The sequence below is a fragment of the Streptococcus sp. HMSC065H07 genome, assembly GCF_001837325.1.
GTDB lineage: Bacteria > Bacillota > Bacilli > Lactobacillales > Streptococcaceae > Streptococcus > Streptococcus salivarius_H.
On record NZ_KV832053.1, the window covers coordinates 1 to 22,194 of the forward strand.

At 42.7% G+C, this 22,194-nt stretch carries 14 protein-coding genes; all 14 read right to left on the minus strand.

From position 1 onward, the window contains the following. Positions 1-3,117, minus strand: a 3,117-nt coding sequence (locus HMPREF2637_RS10275) for an accessory Sec-dependent serine-rich glycoprotein adhesin (RefSeq protein WP_141760048.1), incomplete at its 3' end; no start/stop codon positions are given. A 490-nt stretch (positions 3,118-3,607) separates the two neighbouring features. Next, the gene (locus HMPREF2637_RS10280) at positions 3,608-4,609 is read right to left on the minus strand and encodes a sugar transferase (RefSeq protein WP_070840181.1); all 1,002 of its coding nucleotides are present in this window, start codon (positions 4,607-4,609) and stop codon (positions 3,608-3,610) included. A gap of 38 nt (positions 4,610-4,647) precedes the next feature. Further along, a complete protein-coding gene (locus HMPREF2637_RS10285; RefSeq protein ID WP_002883546.1) occupies positions 4,648-4,872 on the minus strand; it encodes an accessory Sec system protein Asp5 in 225 nt (74 codons plus the stop codon). Between the two features lie 4 nt (positions 4,873-4,876). Next, positions 4,877-5,056, minus strand: coding sequence for an accessory Sec system protein Asp4 (gene asp4 / locus HMPREF2637_RS10290; RefSeq protein ID WP_002883547.1), 180 nt, complete (start codon positions 5,054-5,056; stop codon positions 4,877-4,879). Then, positions 5,049-6,401: an accessory Sec system glycosylation chaperone GtfB gene (gene gtfB / locus HMPREF2637_RS10295; protein ID WP_070840183.1), complete on the minus strand. Its 1,353-nt coding sequence runs from the start codon at positions 6,399-6,401 to the stop codon at positions 5,049-5,051. The genes asp4 and gtfB overlap by 8 nt, the downstream gene beginning before the upstream one ends. Next, on the minus strand, positions 6,398-7,906 hold the full coding sequence (gene gtfA / locus HMPREF2637_RS10300) for an accessory Sec system glycosyltransferase GtfA (protein WP_064524619.1): 1,509 nt from the start codon (positions 7,904-7,906) through the stop codon (positions 6,398-6,400). The genes gtfB and gtfA overlap by 4 nt, the downstream gene beginning before the upstream one ends. A gap of 12 nt (positions 7,907-7,918) precedes the next feature. Then, the gene (secA2, locus tag HMPREF2637_RS10305) at positions 7,919-10,294 is read right to left on the minus strand and encodes an accessory Sec system translocase SecA2 (protein ID WP_064524617.1); all 2,376 of its coding nucleotides are present in this window, start codon (positions 10,292-10,294) and stop codon (positions 7,919-7,921) included. Further along, a complete protein-coding gene (gene asp3, locus HMPREF2637_RS10310) occupies positions 10,287-10,733 on the minus strand; it encodes an accessory Sec system protein Asp3 (protein ID WP_064524615.1) in 447 nt (148 codons plus the stop codon). The genes secA2 and asp3 overlap by 8 nt, the downstream gene beginning before the upstream one ends. Before the next feature lie 2 nt (positions 10,734-10,735). Then, positions 10,736-12,274, minus strand: coding sequence for an accessory Sec system protein Asp2 (gene asp2 / locus HMPREF2637_RS10315; protein ID WP_064524613.1), 1,539 nt, complete (start codon positions 12,272-12,274; stop codon positions 10,736-10,738). Further along, complete coding sequence (gene asp1, locus HMPREF2637_RS10320) at positions 12,261-13,832, minus strand: accessory Sec system protein Asp1 (RefSeq protein WP_070840186.1); 1,572 nt, start codon at positions 13,830-13,832, stop codon at positions 12,261-12,263. Before asp1 ends, asp2 begins: the two co-directional genes overlap by 14 nt. Positions 13,833-13,932: 100 nt before the next feature. After that, entirely contained in the window at positions 13,933-15,159 is a 1,227-nt protein-coding gene (secY2, locus tag HMPREF2637_RS10325) for an accessory Sec system protein translocase subunit SecY2 (protein ID WP_014634786.1), read from the minus strand. Between the two features lie 94 nt (positions 15,160-15,253). After that, complete coding sequence (locus HMPREF2637_RS10330; RefSeq protein WP_064524609.1) at positions 15,254-17,347, minus strand: glycosyltransferase; 2,094 nt, start codon at positions 17,345-17,347, stop codon at positions 15,254-15,256. Positions 17,348-17,732: 385 nt separating this feature from the next. Then, the gene (locus HMPREF2637_RS10335; protein WP_064524607.1) at positions 17,733-20,912 is read right to left on the minus strand and encodes an SbcC/MukB-like Walker B domain-containing protein; all 3,180 of its coding nucleotides are present in this window, start codon (positions 20,910-20,912) and stop codon (positions 17,733-17,735) included. After that, entirely contained in the window at positions 20,909-22,117 is a 1,209-nt protein-coding gene (locus HMPREF2637_RS10340; RefSeq protein ID WP_064524605.1) for an exonuclease SbcCD subunit D, read from the minus strand. Before HMPREF2637_RS10340 ends, HMPREF2637_RS10335 begins: the two co-directional genes overlap by 4 nt. Positions 22,118-22,194 lie beyond the last annotated feature (77 nt).

The following is a 22,194-nucleotide window of genomic DNA, read 5'->3' on the forward strand; positions in this document are numbered from 1 at the left end:
AGATGCTGATGTACTCAACGATGCTGATTGACTTCCTGATACTGATTCTGACACAGATGCTGATGTACTCAACGATGCTGATTGGCTTCCTGATACTGAAGCTGATTCAGATGCTGATGTACTCAATGATGCTGATTGGCTTGCTGATGCAGATACAGATACTGACTCAGATGCACTTGCTGATTCTGATACAGATGTTGAAGCTGATGTGCTTGCTGATTCTGATACAGATGCTGAATCGCTCAATGATGCTGAGGCTGACTCAGATGACGAAGTTGATTCTGATTCAGAGTTATTTGTAACGATTGAAATTGATTCTGAAATAGAAGCTGAAACAGAGATAGATTCAGAAGTTGAAGTGCTCAACGATGTTGATTGGCTTGCTGATACTGAAGCTGATTCAGATGCTGATGTACTCAATGATGCTGATTGGCTTCCTGATACTGAAGCTGATTCAGACGCTGATGTACTCAACGATACTGATTGACTTCCTGACACTGAAGCTGATTCAGACGCAGAAGTTTTCAATGATTCTGATTGGCTTGCTGATACTGAAGCTGCTTCAGACGTTGAAGCGCTTGTTGACTCAGATACTGATTTACTTGTTGATTCAACTTCTGATTGACTCAATGATTCAGAAGCTGATTGGTTTTCTGATCTAGATAGTGAATTAGATGCTACTTCTGATTCAGATAATGATTGTGAGTTAGATTGCGATTGTGATTGTGAAGCTGACTCAGAATCAGTGAACTTACGGTAGTAGTGAACCGTATCACCAGATGGTTTTTCACTTGCATCTGGAATTGAGTATTGGACACCAAATCCACTTGTAGATTTCACTGGATTACCTGAAGAATCAGTGATAATCTGACCTGTTGCTTGATTGATAGCATACTTCGTACGTCCACCGATTACATTTTGAGTATTACCACCAGTTACAGCACTTGCAGTTCCCTTAGGTTCATCAATGAACATATAATTTGCATCGTTGTAATGACCAGCTGTATACCAACCTGTAATATATACTAAACCTTCATTTGGTTTATCTGGATTGTGCCATGGAGAAACAGACAATTGGTAGTCACCGTTCTTGCTTGAAACGAGACGTTTATCAGCATCCATATTAGTTGCTGCAGGAATATACTTGTCACCTGGTTTAATCACTGGAGAAGTGTAAACAAGTGTATATCCTGTTGTATCAGTGTTATTTGCCATTACTGATTCATTATAAGTAGAAACAGCAGATGGATCCAATACATACATCTTAGTAACTGTTGAACCATCGTTGGCAACTACTTCACGAATACGTTTCACATAGTAATGTTGACGGCTACCCTTAAGTTCGGCATATTTAGCACCTACGGTGTTACCTAATTCACCAGACATAGTTGAAGAATCAGCCTGTTGATACAAAACATAACCGTCAAATGAACGTGGGTTAGAAGCTGTATAATTTTGACCTTGAATACCTGTTTGAGTAAATGAAGCAAGTTCTGTTTCATTACCAGTTGGTTTGTAACTTTGAGTTGTTGTATCTGAAGCTGAACGTGAAGCATTATAAGTTGAAGATGTAGTATCCACTACCTTGTAGTGAGTTGTTTGATTCATCTTAGTTGATGGTACAGCAATTTCAACGTTCGGTTTCTTTTCACCTTGGTTAGCAGGTGTAAGGTAGTCATAGACTTGCTCTGTCTTGTAATCAAAACCACTAGGATTCAAATCTTCATTGTGCTTGATAATGATATCAACACTAGACGGACTTCCATCAGTAGAAGCATTATAAACAAGGTATGGATAGTACTTCTGACTTGAAAGCTCACCAAGATTGATTTCTTTGCCAGCAACAGCATTACTTAATATTGTATTCGCAACTTCACTACCAGTTGTTTTATCAACCAAACGAACGAATACATTTGGATTTGATGCACTTTTTGTCTTGTCTACAGACAAAGTAATGTAGTAGTTTTTGTTGTAAAGTTGGTTGTATGAAGAAAGATTCCAAATACCAAATGTCAAACGACCTGAAGCTGGGTCAGCTGAGTATCCTGCAGGAATTGTAGTTGACTTATCAGTAAGTGTCGCACCGTTAGCATCGTCCATTCCTGGAGTTGCGTCAACACCTGCTGAAAGTGTATTTGAAGTAGCGATTGGTGCCAACTGTGCAGTAACTGCTGCAACACCGTTAACTACTGAGTTACCTGTGAAGCCGTTGTCAGTGATCTTAGTCATCATGTTGTCAACAGCGTTACCAAGGCGCTCACGTTGTTCTGCGTAAGCAGCGTTTGTTGCTGACGCAGCAATCAATGTTGTTGATTTAGCAACTTCTTCTTGAACTGTTGTGATAGCAGTTTGGATTTCAGCTTTAGCAGCTGTATCAGTCAACTTAGCTTGGTAATCTTTAGCGATACCTACAAGCAATTCTGCTTCTGAAACGTTTTGATCCAAGATAGTTTTTTCATCTTCTTGTGTCGCTGTTTCTGATGCAGTTGCAGCTGTTGAAGTTGCTGATTCTGAAGCTGAAGATGATTCTGAGTTTGAACCACTGTTGCTTTCAGTGTGTGATTGGCTTTCAGATGTTGAGTTCACTTTGCTAAGTGAAACAGATTCTGAGATAGCTTGTGACAATTCTGCTGATACAGATTGTGATACTGAAACTGAAGCATCTGTGCTTGCTTGAGCGTCAACTGAAGAGCTTGTAGACTCTTGGCTTGTTGATGCTACTGCTGGAGCTTCTGAAGCTACTGTTTCAGATACTGGAGCAGCGCTCAATACAGCCGCCTCAGAGTTTGCCAATACGTCATGGTTTGTAGTTGCTTGGCTTTCCAAAGCTGGTGCAGTTGTTTCTTCGGCTTGAGCTGTGTAAGTAGCTACTGCACCACCTGCCACAGCACCTGCTGCTGCAATCCCTTTAAGGAGTGCTTGACCTGAAAGAAGAGAAGTTTTTTCTTCTACATTTTGAACTGATACTGACGGAGCGTCTGCACCACCTTTAACAACTTTAAAAAGTCCAAAGTTTGATGTTGCAGCACGAAGCCAGTTTTTACCCGATTTGATAAGTTTGAAGCGAGTCACGCGATCGGTTTCGCGGAATTCACCTTCGTTACGTCTAAAAAACATATTTACCTCCTAAAAATATGAGTTATTTCCTAATCTGGAAATTACAATTTATAATATAACACAAGTTAACTAAAAATTGTTCTTTTTTATCTCATTTTCTCTAAAAAATGTAAGGTTTTCGCAATTCTGAATTTTCTGATTACTATAAACAATTACCCTTATTTTTATGTGCAAACGGTTGAAACCCTCTATTTTATGCTACTTGTTTCTATTGTTCTCATTTTTAAGCTGACTATCGTTCGGTTTAAAATTATCCAACAATTCCATTTTTGATAAATTGTCACACAATTACAATCAATTGTTTTAGGCGAATTCTTTACATCTGTTTAACTATTATTGGCTATTTTTTAACATTAATCCTAATTAGAGACAGGTCTTCCTTAAATCCTTAAGTCTAAAGTGAAAATGATTTGAATAATTTATAAATAGTCAAGATATATGCTCAGATTTGTCACAAAAAAAGGATTACCTTTCGATAATCCTTTTTCAATTAGCTTAATGCCATGATAGCATCGATAAAAAGCTTCTTGATGAAATAACCATTGCTAATGAGGTAAGCAGTGTATTGTGCGTTAGCAACCATCTGAGCATACTGCTCTTCTGTACATTCTTGTACACAACGGTCTGCTTCTTCCAGACTCGAAACAACAAAGCCTAGGCCATGTTCTCTGACATAGTCAGCATTTGAAAGATAGTCAGGCACCACAACTGGCAAGCCTGCAGCTAAATAGGTAGAGAGTTTATAGGAAATATTCAACTTATAGTAATCAAGCTCATCTTCAGATTTTTCTGAATTCCCCCAGACAAGACCAAAACCTCCTTTAGAAAGGTCAAACAAGAGCTCCTGTTTATTACGCCAGCCTTCAAGTTGAATTCTGGAATAATCCTTGTCTTCTTCTTTTTCCGCATAGACATGAAGAGGTGTCTCCTGCTGCCAGTTGAGAATGTGGGGGAAACGAGTTGGATTACCAGCAAAGATGAGCTTCTTTTGGAAGCTTGGTTTGTGCAAGTCAAGGTTATGAGGCAAATCCCAAAGTCCCTGGATAATAATCTTTTTGACCGTTAACCCTTCCTCAATGAGTCGATCACGCATTTGTTCTGATGGAACAACGACGACATCACAAAGATTGTACATTTCAATGTAGTTAGGCATGAGGAAATAATTACTAGGAAACATTATAGGTGGAACATCATGGATGAACATCACAAGTTTGGTTTGCACTGCCCTAAATTTATGAATGAGGCTAGTGTCCCAAGCGACACTATTCCACGACGGCGACTGGAAGAAGACAATATCGCCATAGCTCACTCCTGCCACAATACCATCAAGGCGGGAATTTAATTCACCACTTGACTCCTGGCTATTATCGTAGAAATAGATTGCTAATTCATTGGCACCAAGCTCCTTGGCAATCTTCATGGTATCATTTTGGGCAATCAAGGCCACACTACGTGGGGACTGCCCAAATAAATTCGTAAAATGTACACGCATACATACTTCTTTCTATTATATGGTAGGAAGTCCTCTACTTACTTATAAGAAACAATCATAAAAATAAGTAAGAGGATAAAGAGGGCTATGCTGATAGCCAAGGTCAACATTTTTCGAATCGGTTGGCTAGCCCAATAACTTGGTTTACCGATATTACTAGTGGCATCCGTTGAGAAAATCTGCGTTTGACGCGGTTGGATGGTCACTAGGACGATAAGGGCAACCGAAAGAATCACTGCTAGAACCATAAATACTAACATCATAAGACTACCTCAACAAACCAATAAGAGTGAAGATCAAACCGATGATAATAACAAGGCCGAGCATGATTGAAAAGCTCTTGTTGATCTTCTCTCCTCTGGTTTCTTTTTCTTTTGTGATAGGCTTTTGCTTGAGTTCTTCCATACGGCCTTCAACGTCACCGTAGAATAAATCTTTTTTAGACATGATTTCCTCCTAAAAGTGATTGTAAGCGGTCGGCCAACTCAGAAGCAGTCAGAGTATTAGCTTGAGCTTCTTGAGCTTGCATGGCCTCTTGCATGGCTTGATTGTCGCTTAGGACCTGCTTAATCTTGGCAACCATAGCTGGATAGTTCTGACTGGCATAGATATGCTCCGGTGCTGTATAATCACGTCCATGAGCTGTTTCTGAAAAGGCCAGAATCAATAATTGGTGTTCAAAGGCAGTTCGTGTCGCCTTATACAATTCATTATGATGGTTAATGTCCAAATAGAGGTCAGACTCTTGATAGAGCTTGTCCAACTGCTTGTGACTAGCGTTTGGATGGAGCACAACGTTTGAATAACGCATCATCGAGAGCAATCTTGGGGACATCTCAGTGACTGCCGCAATCTGGAAGGTCACATCAGGGAGTGACTCAACCAAGGCTTCTAAACGCTCAATTTGGTCTGAATTGGTTGCAATAAAGGCATTACGAGGTTTGCCATGATTTTCCTTGAAGTCATAGGCATAGCCAAGTGACAAGACCTTATGTTTTTTATCCTCAGGCACTAACGTTAAGGCTTTTTCATAAGTCACCTTATCAGGAATGATGATGGCATTGGCTCTGGCTGAATTATCCTCTAAGATACCATTCATATTGCCTGGAAGGACATCACCCAGTGGCTCTTGCCAGACAAGAACATCAGTGGCACCCTTATTTTCCATAGTCCATGAGACGACGAAAGGTGTTGCCAAGCTATTAAAGATAATGTGATCGATATCACCAAAGACCTGAGCTAGGAAGGCTTTAACAAATTCAGTACGGTTGGCGAAACGACGGAGGGCTTGTCCTGGTAGAGTCAAGAGAATATCACTGGTGAGATGATTTTCCAAGATACGTTCGTCGCCTTCTTTGGTTTGGTAGCTGGTAAAGACTGCCTGACCGTTCTCATCATGAGTGGTTTTAGCAAAGCAGAATCCGTATTTGTTATAGTGGTCCACTTGGCGAATCTTTCCTGACTTGTCTAACCATTCGACACTTTTAACGATACGAGCCTTGCTACCTTCTGGGTATGTGATGCGGGCACGTTCTTCGGTAAGATTAGACACACGCGCCATCTGATTGTTCCCTGAAATTTCCCAAAAGGCTGGCACAGGAACTTGGTTGAAAAAGCGTGGTTTACCAGTTTCCTCTTCTGCTTCCACATAGTAGGTGAAAGGAGAGAGAGAGCCTTGAGGGAGAAAACCATCTGGATTGATGACAACTGTTGTGGCATCATAGCCTGCTACCTGAAGTGAGTAAGCTAGATCCTTACTGGCTTGATTGTAGTAATCACATAAGAATATCATGAGCGTACCTCCTCAAGTAACTGTTTCCAAGCTGCCTTGACTTGACTGGTCAAGAAGCCTTTGGCAAGGTCATAAGATTTTTGACGCATGGCTTCGATATTGCCTTTTTCATAGAGACGGACAATGGCATCCTTATAGGACTTGGTGATGACATCCACAACATGATTTTCAGCGACAGGGAGGAGATAACCGTTGACCCCGTCTTCGATAAAGGTTTGATTTCCGTAAGGCACATCAAATCCAATCATCGGAAGACCTGAACCAACCGCCTCCATGAGAGTAAGGCCAAAACCTTCACTGGTTGAAGCTGTTAGGTAGACCTCGTACTGGCTATAAATGTCAGTCAAGTCAGCATGCCCCATGAGTCGGATATAGTCGCCAGCTTGTGCTTCGACAATAATCTCACGCAACTTGGCATCCATACTACCACTACCGTAGATATCAAAAGTGATATCTGGCAAAGTCTTATGAACCTCGATAACCGCACGAACTAACCAGTCAATGTGTTTTTCCTGAGCCAATCGTGAGGCCGTAATCATTGAGAATGGCTTACGTGGCTTGTCCTGTCCAACCAATTCAGGAAGACTTCCAACTGGAATAGTGTAGATTTTTGGATCGTGGTTGGTGTAGCGACGGAACTGCTCCTGCAGAATTTCCTTCTGACAATCAGTTGCCACGATAAAGAAATCAACCTTGTCCGCATTGGTAAACTGGTACTCGTAATAGTTATTCCAGAGAATATAGTTGCCATCAGTTTGATTGACACTAAAATGCTCAGCGTGAACCACTACACCTAGGCGAGCAGCTTGCGCTTCTTCAAAGACCAACTGGCCAATACCTGTTTCACGGTCCAAGATGACCACATCATCCTTGGTTAGGGCTAGACGTTTGAAGAAATAGCGAAGGAATTCTTGCTTACCATAAAGAACCTGATCAGGAAAACGATAGATATCCTGATTATTGTCTCCGACAATCATGTCATAGGCTGTAGACCCATCTTCGTTATAAAAACGACGTTGGTAAACCTTGGCTTGATTGTCCTTAGGCGCAGAATACTCACTGCAGTAACGAGTGTAAGAGTAAAAGTCCTTGCGCAAGAGCTTGTCATTGACAAAGTAGCTGACTGTTTCCACTGCATCTTCGTCCATCGCACGAAGGTTACATGCCACTACCATACCATCCTGTGGATAATGGTAACGAATGAGGCGACCAGCTACTTCCTTGCGCTCAGGATTGGCAGGTAAGATGGCCTCGATTTCTGCTAGGCTAATAGTCGATGGCGCAATCTTAACATCTGTAAAATAACTATAGAGCCAGATAATTTCGTCGTCTGCAAAACCAATCTTGCTAGTCATATGCTCGATATTATCTCCAAGGATGAGATCCATAAAGACAAATTTTGCCTCTTGTCCCATTTCCCTGAAAATCTTGGCACGATAGGCCTGGGCATATTCGACACCACTGCTGGCCCAACCTATGCCTAAATTAATGTTATATACTGTCATAATTTCCTTATTTTATGGGAAATGGCTGATGATATCTCCTTTTTTAGTGACTTGCACCTGACTAAGGAGAAGATTACGAACCATATCCTTTCTGATTTGACGTTTCATGGCTTCAAAGCCCTTGTAAGCCTCTTGGTAGTATTCAACAATCGGGTTCTTTTGACTGAGTTGTTGGCTACCAATAGCCATTTGGAGTTGTTGCAGATAGTCTACCTGCTCTACCCAGTTGTCATCCACAGCCTTAAGCATGGATAGGCGTTGGAAATACTCGTTAAGTTCCTTGGTTTTCAACTCCTGCTTCTTAGCATCAAGTTCACGATAGGCAAACTGGTAGATGAGTTCCAAGACTTGCTCACGATTCTTGAGGTCTAAATCCTTAGGAATTTCATTGATGCGGAAGCTGATATTACGCAAGATGAAATGGTAAAGATTTTCCGCTTTTGAGAAATCTTCCTCAGCCATAGCTTGGTCGATGAAATCGTCAAGAACCTCGTCAATAACAGTGTCCAAACCTTGATTGTGGTAGATGAGACGGTCACGTTGAGCATAAATCATCTCACGTTGGATGTTCATACTTTCTGCAAATTCAAGCGTTTGACGACGTGAGGTACGACCAGAACTCTCACTAGCTTCTTGGGCTTTTTCAACCAATTTACGATACTTGCGACCGGTCAGTTCCTTAGGCTCAATGTGATCATTAATGGCATATTCTTTGTAGGTACGGTGAACCCATGATGGACCGTATTTCTTAATCACATCGTCTTCAAGTGAGACGAAGAATTTAGACATACCAGGGTCTCCCTGACGTCCAGAACGGCCACGAATTTGCAAGTCAATACGTTGACTTTCCATACGTTCCGTACCGATTACGACCAATCCACCCAGTTCAGCTACGCCCTTGCCGAGCTTGATATCTGTTCCACGTCCTGCCATTGAAGTCGCAACTGTCACGGCACCCATTTGTCCTGACTCAGCAATCATCTCAGCCTCTCGAGGTGCATTGTTGGCATTTAGGAGGTTATGAGCAATCCCCTCACGCAAAAGTAAAGAAGAATAAAGCTCTGACATTTCCACCGAACCAACGAAAATCAAGATAGGATTGCCTTTTTCATGATAATGCTTAACATACTCTAAAGAAGCAAAGACCTTCTCTGGCAGAGTCGCATAAATCTTATCTGGATAGTCGATACGTTGTTTCTTACGGTTGGTTGGAATTTGAATGACCTTCATACCATAGGTATCGAGAAATTCTTTTTCCGCAACCTTACCAGTACCAGTCATCCCTGAAATTTTCTTGAATTTTTTAAAGAGACTTTGGTAGGTGATAGAAGCCATGGCTCTGGTTTCTTGTGACAAGGCCACTAATTCCTTGGCTTCAATGGCTTGGTGGAGTCCACCTTGGAGCTTGGTCAATTCCAAGAGACGACCTGTCGATTTATCAAGAAGGACCACTTCAGGCCCTTTCTTACCATCACGAATGATGTAGTCCTTGTCCTTTTTATAGAGCAAGTGGGCACGAAGTGAAAAGAGCAAATGACGGGCAAAGGTACTATTTTCCTCATCGTAGAGGTTGCCGATACCGAGGTAGTTTTCAGCAGCCTTGGCACCCTTAGTGGTCAACCAAACTTCACCTTTTTCCTCTTTGAAGATGTAGTCTTCACCCTCGACCAAGGTGGTCATAAGCGTATCCATCATTCCATAGTAGTTGGACTGAACACGGGGCGCACCAGAAATAATCAAGGGTGTCTGCGCACTATCAAGAAGGACAGAGTCTACCTCATCGACGATAGCATAGTTAAAAGGACGCATGTATTTCCCGTCTTGGTTAGAAGCAAGGTTATCAATCAAATAGTCAAAACCTAGACTGGCATTGGTCGTGTAAACGATATCTGATTGATAGATGGCACGCTTTTCAGCTGGTTCCATCTCATTACTGCCTTCCACACAAGGCACACCAATCGTCAAACCTAGGAACTCATAGACCTGCCCCATTTCTTCGGCGTCACGGATAGCCAAGTATTCATTGGTCGTAACGAGGATAGCCCCTTCACCTGACAAGGCATTAAGGTAGACTGGCATGGTTGCCGTCAAAGTCTTACCCTCACCGGTATTCATCTCAGCGATATGGCCCTGATGCATGACAATGCCCCCCATGACCTGAACATCATAAGGAAACATGCCTAGCACGCGCTTATCTGCTTCACGAACAACCGCAAAGGCTTCTGGCAGGAGGTCGTCCAAGCTTTCTCCTTGGGCTAAACGCTCCTTAAATTCCTGCGTTTTATTTTTCAACTCAAGGTTGCTCAGACCGGCCATTTCATCGGCTAGGCCGTTGATTTCCTTGAGTATCTCCTTAACAGGGAGAATAGGATTCAGTTGTTTAAACATGTTCTTCTCCTGTTTCTTCCAGTTTTAAGCTATAGAAATCCAGCTCTTTGACCCCAGCACTCAAGAGGGAAATACGATAGGTATAAGCCTCATGAGGGTAAATAAAGGTCATGTGGGTACTTTTTTCAATCAGCTGCTTAATTTCATTGTCATAACGGTCCAAAAAGCTGACTTTCAAAAAGACTGAGCCAGTTGGGACAGCTTCGAGATTAGCCGTCAAGTCATAGCTATGCCCTTTTTTCAAAAGTGGGAGGGCAGGCTGGGTACGAGCAGCTTGATAGTTTTGGATGGCCATCCAAGACTGGATTTCCGTTCCTGATGGCACCAAAGGATTGCAAAATTGCACAGAACCATCTTGGCGTTTAACAATTTTTGAGCCATACATGTAGGCTTTGTGGTTTAAGCCCCACAAGATTTCTGATTTCTTGTTTCTGAACATTCTTACTCCTTCCTTCCAAAATCATTTTCTAAAATCATACGGTAAAAATTGACAAACCAAGTTGTCGCCGTATATGAATCGTCGTTGTGTCGACCTGATGTTCCCTTACTGAGAATCTTAGCCCCTGAATAATAGAGGGACTTGGTAATATCCTCATAGGCCGTTGGATCCATATCCTCGTCTTTCATGTAAGAAAGACCAAAGGTCGTGTTTGAAAAATCTGCTTTTTCAAACTTATTCCAGAACTTCTGATTAAGGGCCTCAACACCCTCATTATCCAAGCGTCCTGTCTGCAAATGCAAGACATCAATTCCTGTCGGGAAAACCTCTGGTGCCAAAAGTCTAGCACGATTACCGATAGTTCCAACATTGGCTAGGGGTTTAGACATAATGATGGCATGAGGTTCAAAGTCCGCACCATAGTACATAGATGGGAAGGTTCCCATGGACATTCCAGAGAGAATGAGTTGACTATTGTCAAAACCTAGATAGTCCAAGTAATGTTGGATGGTGTCCTTAATACTATTTTCAAGCTCTTCAGTTCCCATGTAGAAGGCTCCCCCTTGGAGACGAGGGTCTGAAAAGAGCAAGAATGGTGTTCCCATCCCTTTCATCATTCCGAAACCTTCGAAACCTTCGGCAGGACGGTAACCTGAGAAGTAAACAGACAAAGGTGGCTTGAAATCCCCAGGATAAAAGAAATAGTTGATTTCCTGACGCTTGCTGTCGTGGAGAATACCACCACCAAGTACAAATTTACCGAATTGGAAACGGGTTAAACGTTGGTGGAGACCACCAATTGTAATCTTACCTTTACCCTTCATTTCAAGACTAGCAGCCAAGAGGAAGGTCATGTCCTCATCAAGGACAATGGCTCCCTTGCGCATTTCTTCTTCTGAAACGATATAGGTCTTAAAAATACCTGCGACCGAACCTTCTGGCAAAAGATTGAGAATCAAACGACACTCGCAAGTCTCCTCTTTTTCAAATTCCAACCAAAGCTCGATAGGATTTTCCTTGCTGGCTCTGACATTATAGGTCCAGTCCAAGACAGGACTAAAATCTTGACCATAATCACCTTTTAAAATGATATTTTCATGACCGTGGTAGGTCACGTCACCAGTAAAATTTGGGTTAAACTGGGTAGTGAAAGGAGACATCTTATCCCCGTATTGGCCTGAAAAGAGTGCTTTTGAAAGGGTGAAGAGTAACTGTCCTTGATTTGAAAAATCAGTCGGTACAGCACAAACTTCCTTCAGAAACTGAAGGAGGCTCTCATCTGGCACTTCAATCGTTTGATCAAAGAAAATAGCATGAGGAATCAAATGCTCTTTAATAGCCATCAATTCCTCAAGACCTTCAAGACTGTCCACTATAACAGCTGTGAAAGTCTTGATTTCGTCTTCTTCGATGGTTTCTTGTAAGGTCTCAAGCTGACCAAGATTGCAATAATACCATTTCATATTTTCAGGAATTTCCTGATTTTCTGACCAGTTGGATGATCCAACTTGTAGTATCTTCAGACGATTATCCTTGGTCATTCTGCTCCTCCTTCAACCAATCTTCCCATTTTTGCACCAAACGGTCTCCTGTATTTTCCTTAATTTTCTCAATAGAGTAGATAAGGGAGCGGTTCCAGTTGTTCAACTGTCCCAAATAGTAGTAAGCCCCTTTTTCAAAATCGGACAAGTGCTTCAAGATATAACCATTCTCTTGGTGGGTCACATACTCAGACGCCACACGGTTAATTTGTGGAATACCAGCACTAATTCCAGCAATCTGTGTATAACGATTAGGTTCTTTGCTCAAGTCGACAATGAGTCGTGTAAACTGAAGGGCCTTAATAAGGGCAGTCTCGTCACGCAGGTCTTGGAAAGAAAATCGGCTGACGATTTCATTATTTTCTTCCAATTTATTTTCTGCACCACTACTTTCGACAACCTCTTCAAAGGCATCTGGACTCAATCGTTCTTCAATCATTTTTTCCACTTGATTTTGCAGGCTACCAAGTTGCTCTGGATTGGCATTGAATGCTCCAAATTCAACCTGTGTCTTAGGATACTTAGCCACAAAAGCCAAGACCTGATAAATAGCCTCTAAATCCAACTGATCGAAGTCAACCTGATAAAAAATTTTAGACTCTTTGACACGTTGACTGGTTCCCAAAGCCAAACGGGTATCGAATGAAGCCATGTGTTTGAGTTTCTTAGCCTCTTCTGGATAGGCAACCTGAAGCTGCTCCAAGTAATCGTAACGGTCAGCAATCAACAAGTCCACTTGCGGCAGAAAGGCTTCATAGGTGTCAATACTATCGTCCTGATTACGTTCTGCGAACCAAGTCAAAATCTTAGTGTTGTCTGCTGGCAAATGTTCAAAGAGGTGCTTGTTATGGCGTAAATCTGAGGCAATAACAAAACGGTCCTCTGCTTCTACCTTTTCGTCCAAGAATTTAGTCAAAAATTCCCAGATAACTTCTGAAAGATCACTGTAGTAACTCTTATTAAAACGACCTTCCGTACGAGGGTTGGCTACAATTCCACGGCCATCAAAGAAATGACAGAGTTGCCAAACTCCCTTGGCATTAAGATAGTTTCGATAGCTTGGTTGTCCACCTTCATAATAAAGACTACTTGAGATAAAACCGCGGTCATCGTAGATGTCTTCGCGAATGATTTGCTCATCCTTATAGTAGCGAATCATGCCAATAAAGCCTTCTGAGCCAAACTCAATCTCGGCATAACGCTTGTGTTGGCATTGTACCACGATAGCAAATGGTGTGTGAACAAAGGTAGCCCCTTCTGGCCATTCCAAATCTGTCACCTGAAGATTTTTCATATCTTCATCAGTGATACCCTGAATCAAGTCAAAAATAGCTGTATAGCCAACTTCCAAGACATCATGACGATGCAAGAAATAACGCAAATGCGGTTGGTAGGCCAAAAGCAAAAGCTGAGGGGCTAAGTCCTCATCCTGAAAGATACGAACTTGGTGCAAGCTGTCATCAAATTCAATTTTTTGGCGGATACGGTACCAAGGATCAATGACCGTCTTCCAAAATTCATCCGTCTGTCCATACCAAGCTGGAATAAAATAATACATGAGTTCTCCTTCATTGTCTTTTCATCACAATACTTGAGATTGAGGGGCAGACCGATCAGACATCACCAGCCTGCCTCTCAACCCCACGAGGGGTGAGAGTTTATACATTTTCAAAAAGTGGGGTGTAGGAAGTGTTAAGCTTCAAGGCTTTCATTTCCTCGTTAACGTTGTAAATCATACCGCTAAAGATCAAGAATGTCCCAGGAATCATACTCAGTTGCAGGTAATCTGGATTGACCAAGATAATCAGCATTGGAGCACCTGCCATAAAGAGCATGTAAAGGGCACCGATGAAACCAAGTCTAAGCACCAAATGGTTGATATAGGCACTGGTTTCTTGGCCTGGATAAACGCCGTAGATGTACTCACCTGACTTGCGCATACGCTCAGAGATTTGCTCACCAGAGACATTAACAAAGGCAAAAGCTAACCCTAGAACGAAGAGCATGACCAGATAAACAACCAACCAAAGAGGTTGACCAACCGTCAAGGCCTTGATGGCACCACTGGTCCACTTGTTTTCAGGATGGATAAATTGAATCAGCATAAAGACGTACTGCGGAATGCTGACTAGGGACATGGCATACATGAAAGGCATCCCTCCAGCTGGATTCAACATAATATCCAAGTAAGAATACTGTTTGAAGCGGTTATGAATATTGATTTTATTGATTGAGATGCGGTATCTAGCCCTCTGCACAACCCCTGAAACATAGAGGAATACTAAACTGAACAGAATCAGAGGAAGCAAGACATTCCAACCAATACCTAATTTTTCAATGCTATCCATGATTTGATAAGGCAGATTGGCCATCATACTTGCCATCAAGATGACAATGGAGCCCCCAATCCCAAAGAGGGAGTTGAGGTCTGATAGCCAAACCAAGAAAAAGGTCCCCGCAATCAATAAAATGGTATTCATGAAAATAGCGAGACTAGCATTAACCCCTGAAACGATAGGTAAATTCAATGATACTGCCAAAGATTGAACAATGGCAATCCCTAGGGCTAAATACATGCGTCTACGGTCCTGAATCTCAATAGGGAGATTTTTCAAGCCCATTTTCTTAGAGAAAGAAAACATCTGCCAGAGAATCATGGCCGACATCCAGGGTGACAAGCCCACTGAAAAAAGAGACATGGACCTGAGGTTTCCACCCATCATGGCACTAGAGAAAGCCAAGGAACCGATGGCTCCCCCAAAGATATTTGCATTTTTCAAATCTACAAACGGTAGAACCAATTGATTTCCCAAACAATAAATAAAGAGGAAAAAGAGGGTCCATAAGACACGTTTGGTGATTATCGATTGACTAATTTTTTTCACTATTACTCCTATTTCCTGCCCATAGACAGGCTGATGTTATTTCGATTGAAACGAGACAGAGACGCCATTTCAGCCTACTTATCCAAACAAAGGATTACAGGCTCTTCTTACGCATTTGGCGAATGGTCTCAGCCATCTCTTTCCAACGATCTCTTGAGTAGGTTTGTTGGTTATGCTTGGTTGACTTGAGGTCCTCAAACCCTAAAATTGGTTTATTTTCAAACCTAAAGGCATCAAGAATCTCCACTACCTTTCTTCCTGGATTGATATCCAAAAGCAAGTCACTGGTCCGAACCAATTCCAAATCTAGCCCATTTAGACCCGCAATGGCTGAGTAAACCGTCACATTTGGATAGGTAATCAATTGAGCCAGTTTATCAGTCACATGCTGGCGAGAGGCTATTTTAAACTGTACCTTAGGAAGAGCCGAGATAAGATCCGTCAAATGCGGTATTTCCGAAATGTTGGTGTAGACCAAACAAGTGAATGGACGACCCTTAGGATAAATCATATCCTCTGAAAGTGGCAATAAGGCAGCATTTTCAGCGACCCCTGACCAATCCATTTGAGCATAGAACCACCAGACCTCACGATAGGCTTGGCAGGCTAAAGGCAACCAAGGCTTACGGTGTGAGGCATAATGCAGAACCTTAGGATAGTCTTGACCATTTGGCAAATGGAAGCCAGCTAGACTAGACTTGGTGACCGCATAGTTGTTATCAAAAGACAAAGGCAACCAGTTGTTACGGAAGACCATGTTTAGAATGGACTGCTCTGCAAATGGGACCTTGTCATGCCATTCGCTGGTCATGTCAATCAAGTGGCGTCTCATGTTGTACTGCTTCCAATAGGTCGTATCAATCACCATGAAACCTGCATCAAACATTGCCTGACGGTCCTGAACCTGAATGGCATAATCACGCACAGCAGCCAAAGGACGCCCCTTCAAATCAAGGGTAAAGAGGTCCTCTAGAGAACCTGTAACCACCATGTCACTATCCAAATAGAGGGCTCTTTCCTCAGACACAAAGTCCGCCACAAAATAGCGAAGATAGCTAGCATAATTGCTATTGGTCTTGTATTGCTTGATCTGACTACTATCCACACGACAGTTAATCACTTCACTACCAAAGGCAGCCAGATGACGGTTAAGTCCTCTAAACCACTCTTGAGAAAAATCATCGTTAATCAAGTAAAAACGAATGTTGCGATGATGGAAAACGATAGATTTGATGGTCGTAAGCACTTGGTCAACATAGGCATAGTTGGCTGCCAGAACAATGGCACGCTTCTTAGTCTCATAACGTTGAGGAGCCAAACTCAAGACCTGGAATTTTTCCTGAATGGAGCGGTAGGCATCAGAATCTGTGAGACCTTGCTCCTCTACATTTTTCAAACAAGCCTCTAGCATCTGACGGTAGGTAACCATATATTTTTCCAGAGGGAAACCATGGCTAGCAACAATAGCCAAGCGCTCCTCCATGGCATAAACTAAAGTCATCATCCAGTCTTGCATCCAAGTCGCTGATGGCATCTCTGGACTCTCACGGTAAACATAAAGTCCCTTATTAAGGTAAACCGTACGCTCACTCATGAGATAAGCTTTAAGGTTGAAAAAGCCATCCTCCCCTGCATGCTCTTTTGGGAAAAGCAAGTCATTAAACAAGGAACGTTTGTAGAGTTTACCTGTCGCAGAAATCAGAGCGATGTTAATGTTATTGGTTTCTTCAAAGAGCCCATCAATAATCTGAGCGGGTGAATACACCTGCTCGTAATAATCTTCATCCTTGATGTAAAAATAAAAGCGATCTTCCGATTCCTTATAAACACTGTAATTGGCTACTGCGATATCTGCCTTGTGAGCTTGGAGCGCCTTATAAAGCTCCTCCAGATAAGTCGGCTCTACCCAATCCTCAGCATCCACGTAGGTAACGTAAGCTCCCTTAGCCTGACGAATACCAATATGGCGAGCATCTGAAAGCCCTCCATTATCCTTTTTGAAATAGAGAATGCGAGAATCCCTAGCAGCATAGCTACGGCAAATGGCATCACTATTGTCTGTTGAGCCATAATTGATGAGGATGATTTCAAGATTTTGATAGGTCTGCCCCAGGACACTGTCTAGACAGGTCTGGAGTTGATTTTCTACATTGTAAACGGGAATAATTACGGAAATTTTTTCTGTCATTTTTTATTTCTTATTTTTTTCTAGCTAGTAAGATTTTTTCTTTTCCTGTCTCAAACCGACATAAGCTTTCCAGAAACAGTCTAAGAGTTTAATAACAACTTTTAGGTCGCAAGAGATAGGGACCTAAAACACACTCTATACACTTTTTCCTTGCTTTTATCGAGACTTAACCATATTAAATTATACCATAGTATCACTTAATTTTCTAATAGATTAGCTTTTTTATGAGAGGTTTTTTTCAAACTAATTTCCTTTTATTTTCAGAAAAAACTGACAGTTAAAAAGCTGATACAGAGGGGATAAAAAAGAGATAGCCCTATTGAGGAACTATCTCTTAGAAAGGTTAAAGGGTTTTGAGTGAGGTCTCTTAAGCTCTCGACTCTTCCTACCCCTTATCCACAATTTTAATGCGACTGCTACCATCGTGTGACTTGATGATGGCTAGTTGCTGAGCGATGCCCTCTTTCATGTCGTCCACGTGGCTGATGACACCGACCATACGGTTTTCACCGATTTGTTCTAGGACCGTGATAGCCTTGGTGAGAGCCTCTTTATCTAGCGAACCGAAACCTTCGTCGATGAAGAGGGCTTCAACAACAGCACCCTTGCTGGTATTTTGCACAACTTCTGAGAGGGATAGGGCAATGGCCAGTGCGGCGATAAAGGTTTCACCACCAGACAAGGATTTAACCGAGCGTTCACTACCTGTCAACTGGTCATAGACGTTGATATCCAAGCCAAAGTGATCACGCGCCCTACGACCTTCCTCACTCAAGACAAAGGAATAGCGGTTATCCGTTAAGAGACCGATGTAGTTGGCATTGGCATAGTCCAAGATTTGTTGGAAATACTGACGGATAACGTAGACCTCAAGATTGAGACGACCAGTCAGAGCAGTATTTTCTCCCTTAACCACCTTAACCAAATCACTGAGTTCTTGGTGGGCCTTAAAGGCCTCTCGGTTGCTGTCTTGAAGAGTTTTAGCCGCTTGGTAGGTAGCCGTCACATCCTTAAGTCCCTTTTCCAGGACAGAGACCTGAGACAATTGTTTATCGTAACTTTCCTGCCTGGTTTGGACCTCTTGGGTTAAAGCGGTCAAATCTGGTTTTTCCTGATTTTGGAGAAGCTCTTGGCTCTTACTAATCTGGGTCTGCAATTCTTGTTTAAGGGTTTGGTAACTTGTCAATTGAGCCTGAAGCTTAGGAATAGCTTGCTTGTTCACTTCAAGCAGCCAAAGCTGGATTTGTTCTAGGTCATTGGTGAGCGCCCCTTCAGCCTTAAGACTTTGATTTAATTCAGCCAATAGACGCTTCGTTTCTTGGCTGGTCTTTTCTTTAGACTTGGTCAAGCTCTCAAGTTGCCCCTTGATGCCTTGAATGTCGGCATGAAATTGGTTGTAGGCTTCACTATTTTCCTTAATCTGCTTATTGTAGAGGTCCAACTCCTGCTTCGCAAGGGAAATCCGTTCTTGATAAACCTCTACAGATTCCAGCTCCGGATGAGCTACCTGCAAATCTTTTAAGCGCTCCTTAGCTTGGTCGAGAGCTGCCTTGGCCTCTTGATAGCTCTTAGCCAAATCTGTCGCTTTTTCCTGAGCTCGTCCTAACTCATTTTGATAATGGACACGGTCTGCCTCTTCCTTCTCATAGCGTTTTTGGAGTTCTTGATAATGCTTCTCAACAGCACTCAACAAGGCTTGTCCACGGTCAGCTCCATAGTCCTCTGAAAAATCAAAATCAAACTGTCCCTTAACTTGCTCTTCGAGTTCTTGATAGTGTTTTTCAAGAGTTAACTTAACTTTAGCCACTTGGTCAAGCATATCTTGGCGCTTAGTCTCAACTTCACTCAAGGTAGCCTGGCGATTTGACAAGGTAGCGACTTGCTTTTCTTTTTGAGCTTGAAGTTCCTCCACCTGGTCCATGAGATCCTTCAAGGCCGCTTCATCAGCCTGTGTCCCATCGACCTTAGGATGTTCTAAGGAACCACAGACCATACAGGGCTGTCCATCCTCTAATTCTGCCTGCAACTGGGCAATCATGAGTTGACGACGTGAAGCCAAAGTCGTTTTCAACTTCTCTTCCAATCCTTTGAGAATGTCTTGAGCTTGGTCACTATCCAAAGATAAGGTTTGATGACGTTTTTCGGTCTTTGCCAACTCCTGATTCAAGCCCTCTATTTCTTTAAGATCCTGAGCCAGTTGCTTATCCACACTGTAGCCCACAGACTGGAGGAGTTTTTCAGCCTCATGCAAGCTATCTAAACTTAGGCGATTGGCCTCCAAATCTAACAAGGACTTGTTAAGAGTCTCAATCTTTTTCGACGCCTGCTGGTAGGTTTCTTCCAACTGCTTATAGTTAGTACGTGAACGTTTGATTTTCTCCTGCTCTTGGGCCAGACTCCGGGCATAGATAATATTCTCTTTCCAAGTTTCAAGCTCCTCTTCTTTTTGAAGAGAGTCCTTAGATTGAGCTGCAAGTGCCTCTTTTTGAGCCTTAACATCCTCAAAAGCCTGCTGCTTTTCACTCAATTCTTCCTGAGCAATTTCAAGGTCCTGCTCTAATTGCAACAACTGCTTCTGATACTGCTTCAAGCTACTAATGGTTTCTTGCAACCCTTGGCCAAACTGCAATTCCTCCAGATGCACTTTAGCCTCTGCCTGTTCTTTAGCACCTTCCTCAATTTCCAGACGGTAACGCTCCTTGGCTTGCTTCAATTCTTGGAAAATCTTTGCCAAATCTTGGGCAGTTTGCAAGCTCTTCTGCAATTTTGCCAAATCCTCATGGGCATCCTTCAAGATGCTTTTTTGCTCCGTAAGACTTTCTTGACGCTGAGACAAAAGCTCTTCAAGGCGTGCCAATTTTTCAGAAGCTGGCGTTTGGGTCAAGACTGCTAATTCCTCCTCAGACCACACCTGACTGGCAAAATGGCCATCTAGCTGAGCTTGGCGCTTATCCATATCCTTATTGCTCTGACGAAGACGCTCTTCCAAGCTCTTTTGAAAACGGTCAAAAATACCCGTTCCAAAGATTTTCTTTAAAATTTGAGTCTTGGTCTTAGAATCTTCTTTCAAGAAACGGCTGAAATCATTTTGCGGAAGGAGAATAATCTGCTTGAACTGCTCGGCATTAAGTCCCAAAATCTGCTCAATCTGGTCACTCACTTCCTTGATCTTATCCCCAAGCTTTTCAATTTCCTGACCACCAATCTTATCCACAATGACTAGAGAAGCCGTCGCCTTTTGCATGGTCGTGCCCCCACCTCGCTTGGCTCTCTCCTGCTGGAGCACTCGCTCAATGCGATAAAGATGCTTGCCTTGTTGGAAATAAAAGGTTACCTTGGTCAAGTCATCCCCTGCACCAGCGAAGGTTGACCGCATCTCCTCAACATTGCGGTCGCCACTGGTTGTGGCAAACAAGGCCACCGTCATGGCATCAAAGAGGGTACTCTTACCAGCCCCCGTGTCCCCACCAATCAAAAAGAGGGGAGCGTGGTCAAACTGGGTGAAATTGATGACTTCCTTACGATAAGGTCCAAAATTGGTCAATTCTAACTGAACTGGTCTCATTGTCCACTCCTTCCAATCTCCTCAAAAATACTTTCCACAAGGGCAGTCTGTCTTTCAGACAAGACATCGCCACCAGTCACTGTCTGGTAAAAATCAGAGACAATTTCCTGTGGCGACTGCATTTCCAAATCTTTTAAGTGCTGATCTACAGTCAAGCTTTCTTCCCTAACATCACCCAAACGACTGAAAGTGATTTCTACAATGTCTGTCCCATAAATCTCTTCCAGACGGGCACGCACATTGATGCCCTCTAATTCCTTACGACTGGACAATTGAATGTCAAAGGCAAACCAAGCCTTTTGACAAGGCTGCTCCTTATAAAATTCAGGTGACACCAAGGTTTCAAAAGACGCCTGCAAGGCCAAAATCGGTCGTTTGACCTCTAGAGGATGGAAGGTCTGAGACAATTCACCAGTTGCATCCAATTCAAGAATATAGACACCCTTTTCTTCCTTACGCTTGGCTTCTTTGACATTAAAGGCGACCGGACTGCCTGAATATTGCACGCGCTGGCTCGGACTAGCAAAACGCGTATGGATATGCCCTAAGGCCACATAATCGAACGCCTTGAAAAGGTCACTGGTCACATTGGTAAGACCACCTACCGTATTGCTGATTTCAGACAACATCAATTCTCGTAGACTCTGATCATCGCTATCATCCTTCTTAGAAACCGCAAAATGCGTCACCAAAATATGGGCCTTGTCAGGATCAAAAGCTTTTTCCATATCTTCAATAATGTAGGTCAAGGCATCACCAATCCCCTGAATTTCCTTATCCTCATCGTCCTTATAGTAAATACGGGCATCAATAGGGTCGATAAAAGGCAGCAGAAAAATCTGGCAATCCTCCAACTCAATAGGCTCAAAGGCCTCCTCCAAACGTGTGCTTAAATGAAGCCCCTGAGGTTGAAAGAAGTCACGTCCAAAATGCAAACGTTCAGCCCCATCGTGATTACCACTGATAGCATAGACAGGAATCTGCTCCTCCAGTACCAAGCGGGCCAAGGTCTTATTAAAAAGCTTAATCGCATCCACAGGCGGCACCGCACGGTCATAGAGGTCTCCCGCAATGATAACCCCATCCACTTTTTCGCTAATAGCCAAATCCACAATCTGTTGAAAGGCCCACTCCTGCTCCTCCAACAAAGACCAGCCATTGAGGGTTCGCCCCACATGCCAATCTGACGTATGTAAAAACTTCATGACAGTCTCCTCATTCGTTTTCTCTTACTCTATTGTACCTTATCAAGCTAAATACTGCTTAAAAGATTCACAAACCT

Excerpts from the sequence above, each read along its gene's own strand:
- HMPREF2637_RS10285 (WP_002883546.1), bottom strand. The coding sequence starts at position 4,872 with ATGATGTTAGTATTTATGGTTCTAGCAGTGATTCTTTCGGTTGCCCTT.
- HMPREF2637_RS10335 (WP_064524607.1), bottom strand. The coding sequence starts at position 20,912 with ATGAGACCAGTTCAGTTAGAATTGACCAATTTTGGACCTTATCGTAAG.
- asp1 (WP_070840186.1), bottom strand. The coding sequence starts at position 13,832 with ATGTATTATTTTATTCCAGCTTGGTATGGACAGACGGATGAATTTTGG.
- HMPREF2637_RS10330 (WP_064524609.1), bottom strand. The coding sequence starts at position 17,347 with ATGACAGAAAAAATTTCCGTAATTATTCCCGTTTACAATGTAGAAAAT.
- HMPREF2637_RS10280 (WP_070840181.1), bottom strand. The coding sequence starts at position 4,609 with ATGCGTGTACATTTTACGAATTTATTTGGGCAGTCCCCACGTAGTGTG.
- asp2 (WP_064524613.1), bottom strand. The coding sequence starts at position 12,274 with ATGACCAAGGATAATCGTCTGAAGATACTACAAGTTGGATCATCCAAC.
- gtfB (WP_070840183.1), bottom strand. The coding sequence starts at position 6,401 with ATGATATTCTTATGTGATTACTACAATCAAGCCAGTAAGGATCTAGCT.
- asp3 (WP_064524615.1), bottom strand. The coding sequence starts at position 10,733 with ATGTTCAGAAACAAGAAATCAGAAATCTTGTGGGGCTTAAACCACAAA.
- HMPREF2637_RS10340 (WP_064524605.1), bottom strand. The coding sequence starts at position 22,117 with ATGAAGTTTTTACATACGTCAGATTGGCATGTGGGGCGAACCCTCAAT.
- secA2 (WP_064524617.1), bottom strand. The coding sequence starts at position 10,294 with ATGTTTAAACAACTGAATCCTATTCTCCCTGTTAAGGAGATACTCAAG.
- gtfA (WP_064524619.1), bottom strand. The coding sequence starts at position 7,906 with ATGACAGTATATAACATTAATTTAGGCATAGGTTGGGCCAGCAGTGGT.
- asp4 (WP_002883547.1), bottom strand. The coding sequence starts at position 5,056 with ATGTCTAAAAAAGATTTATTCTACGGTGACGTTGAAGGCCGTATGGAA.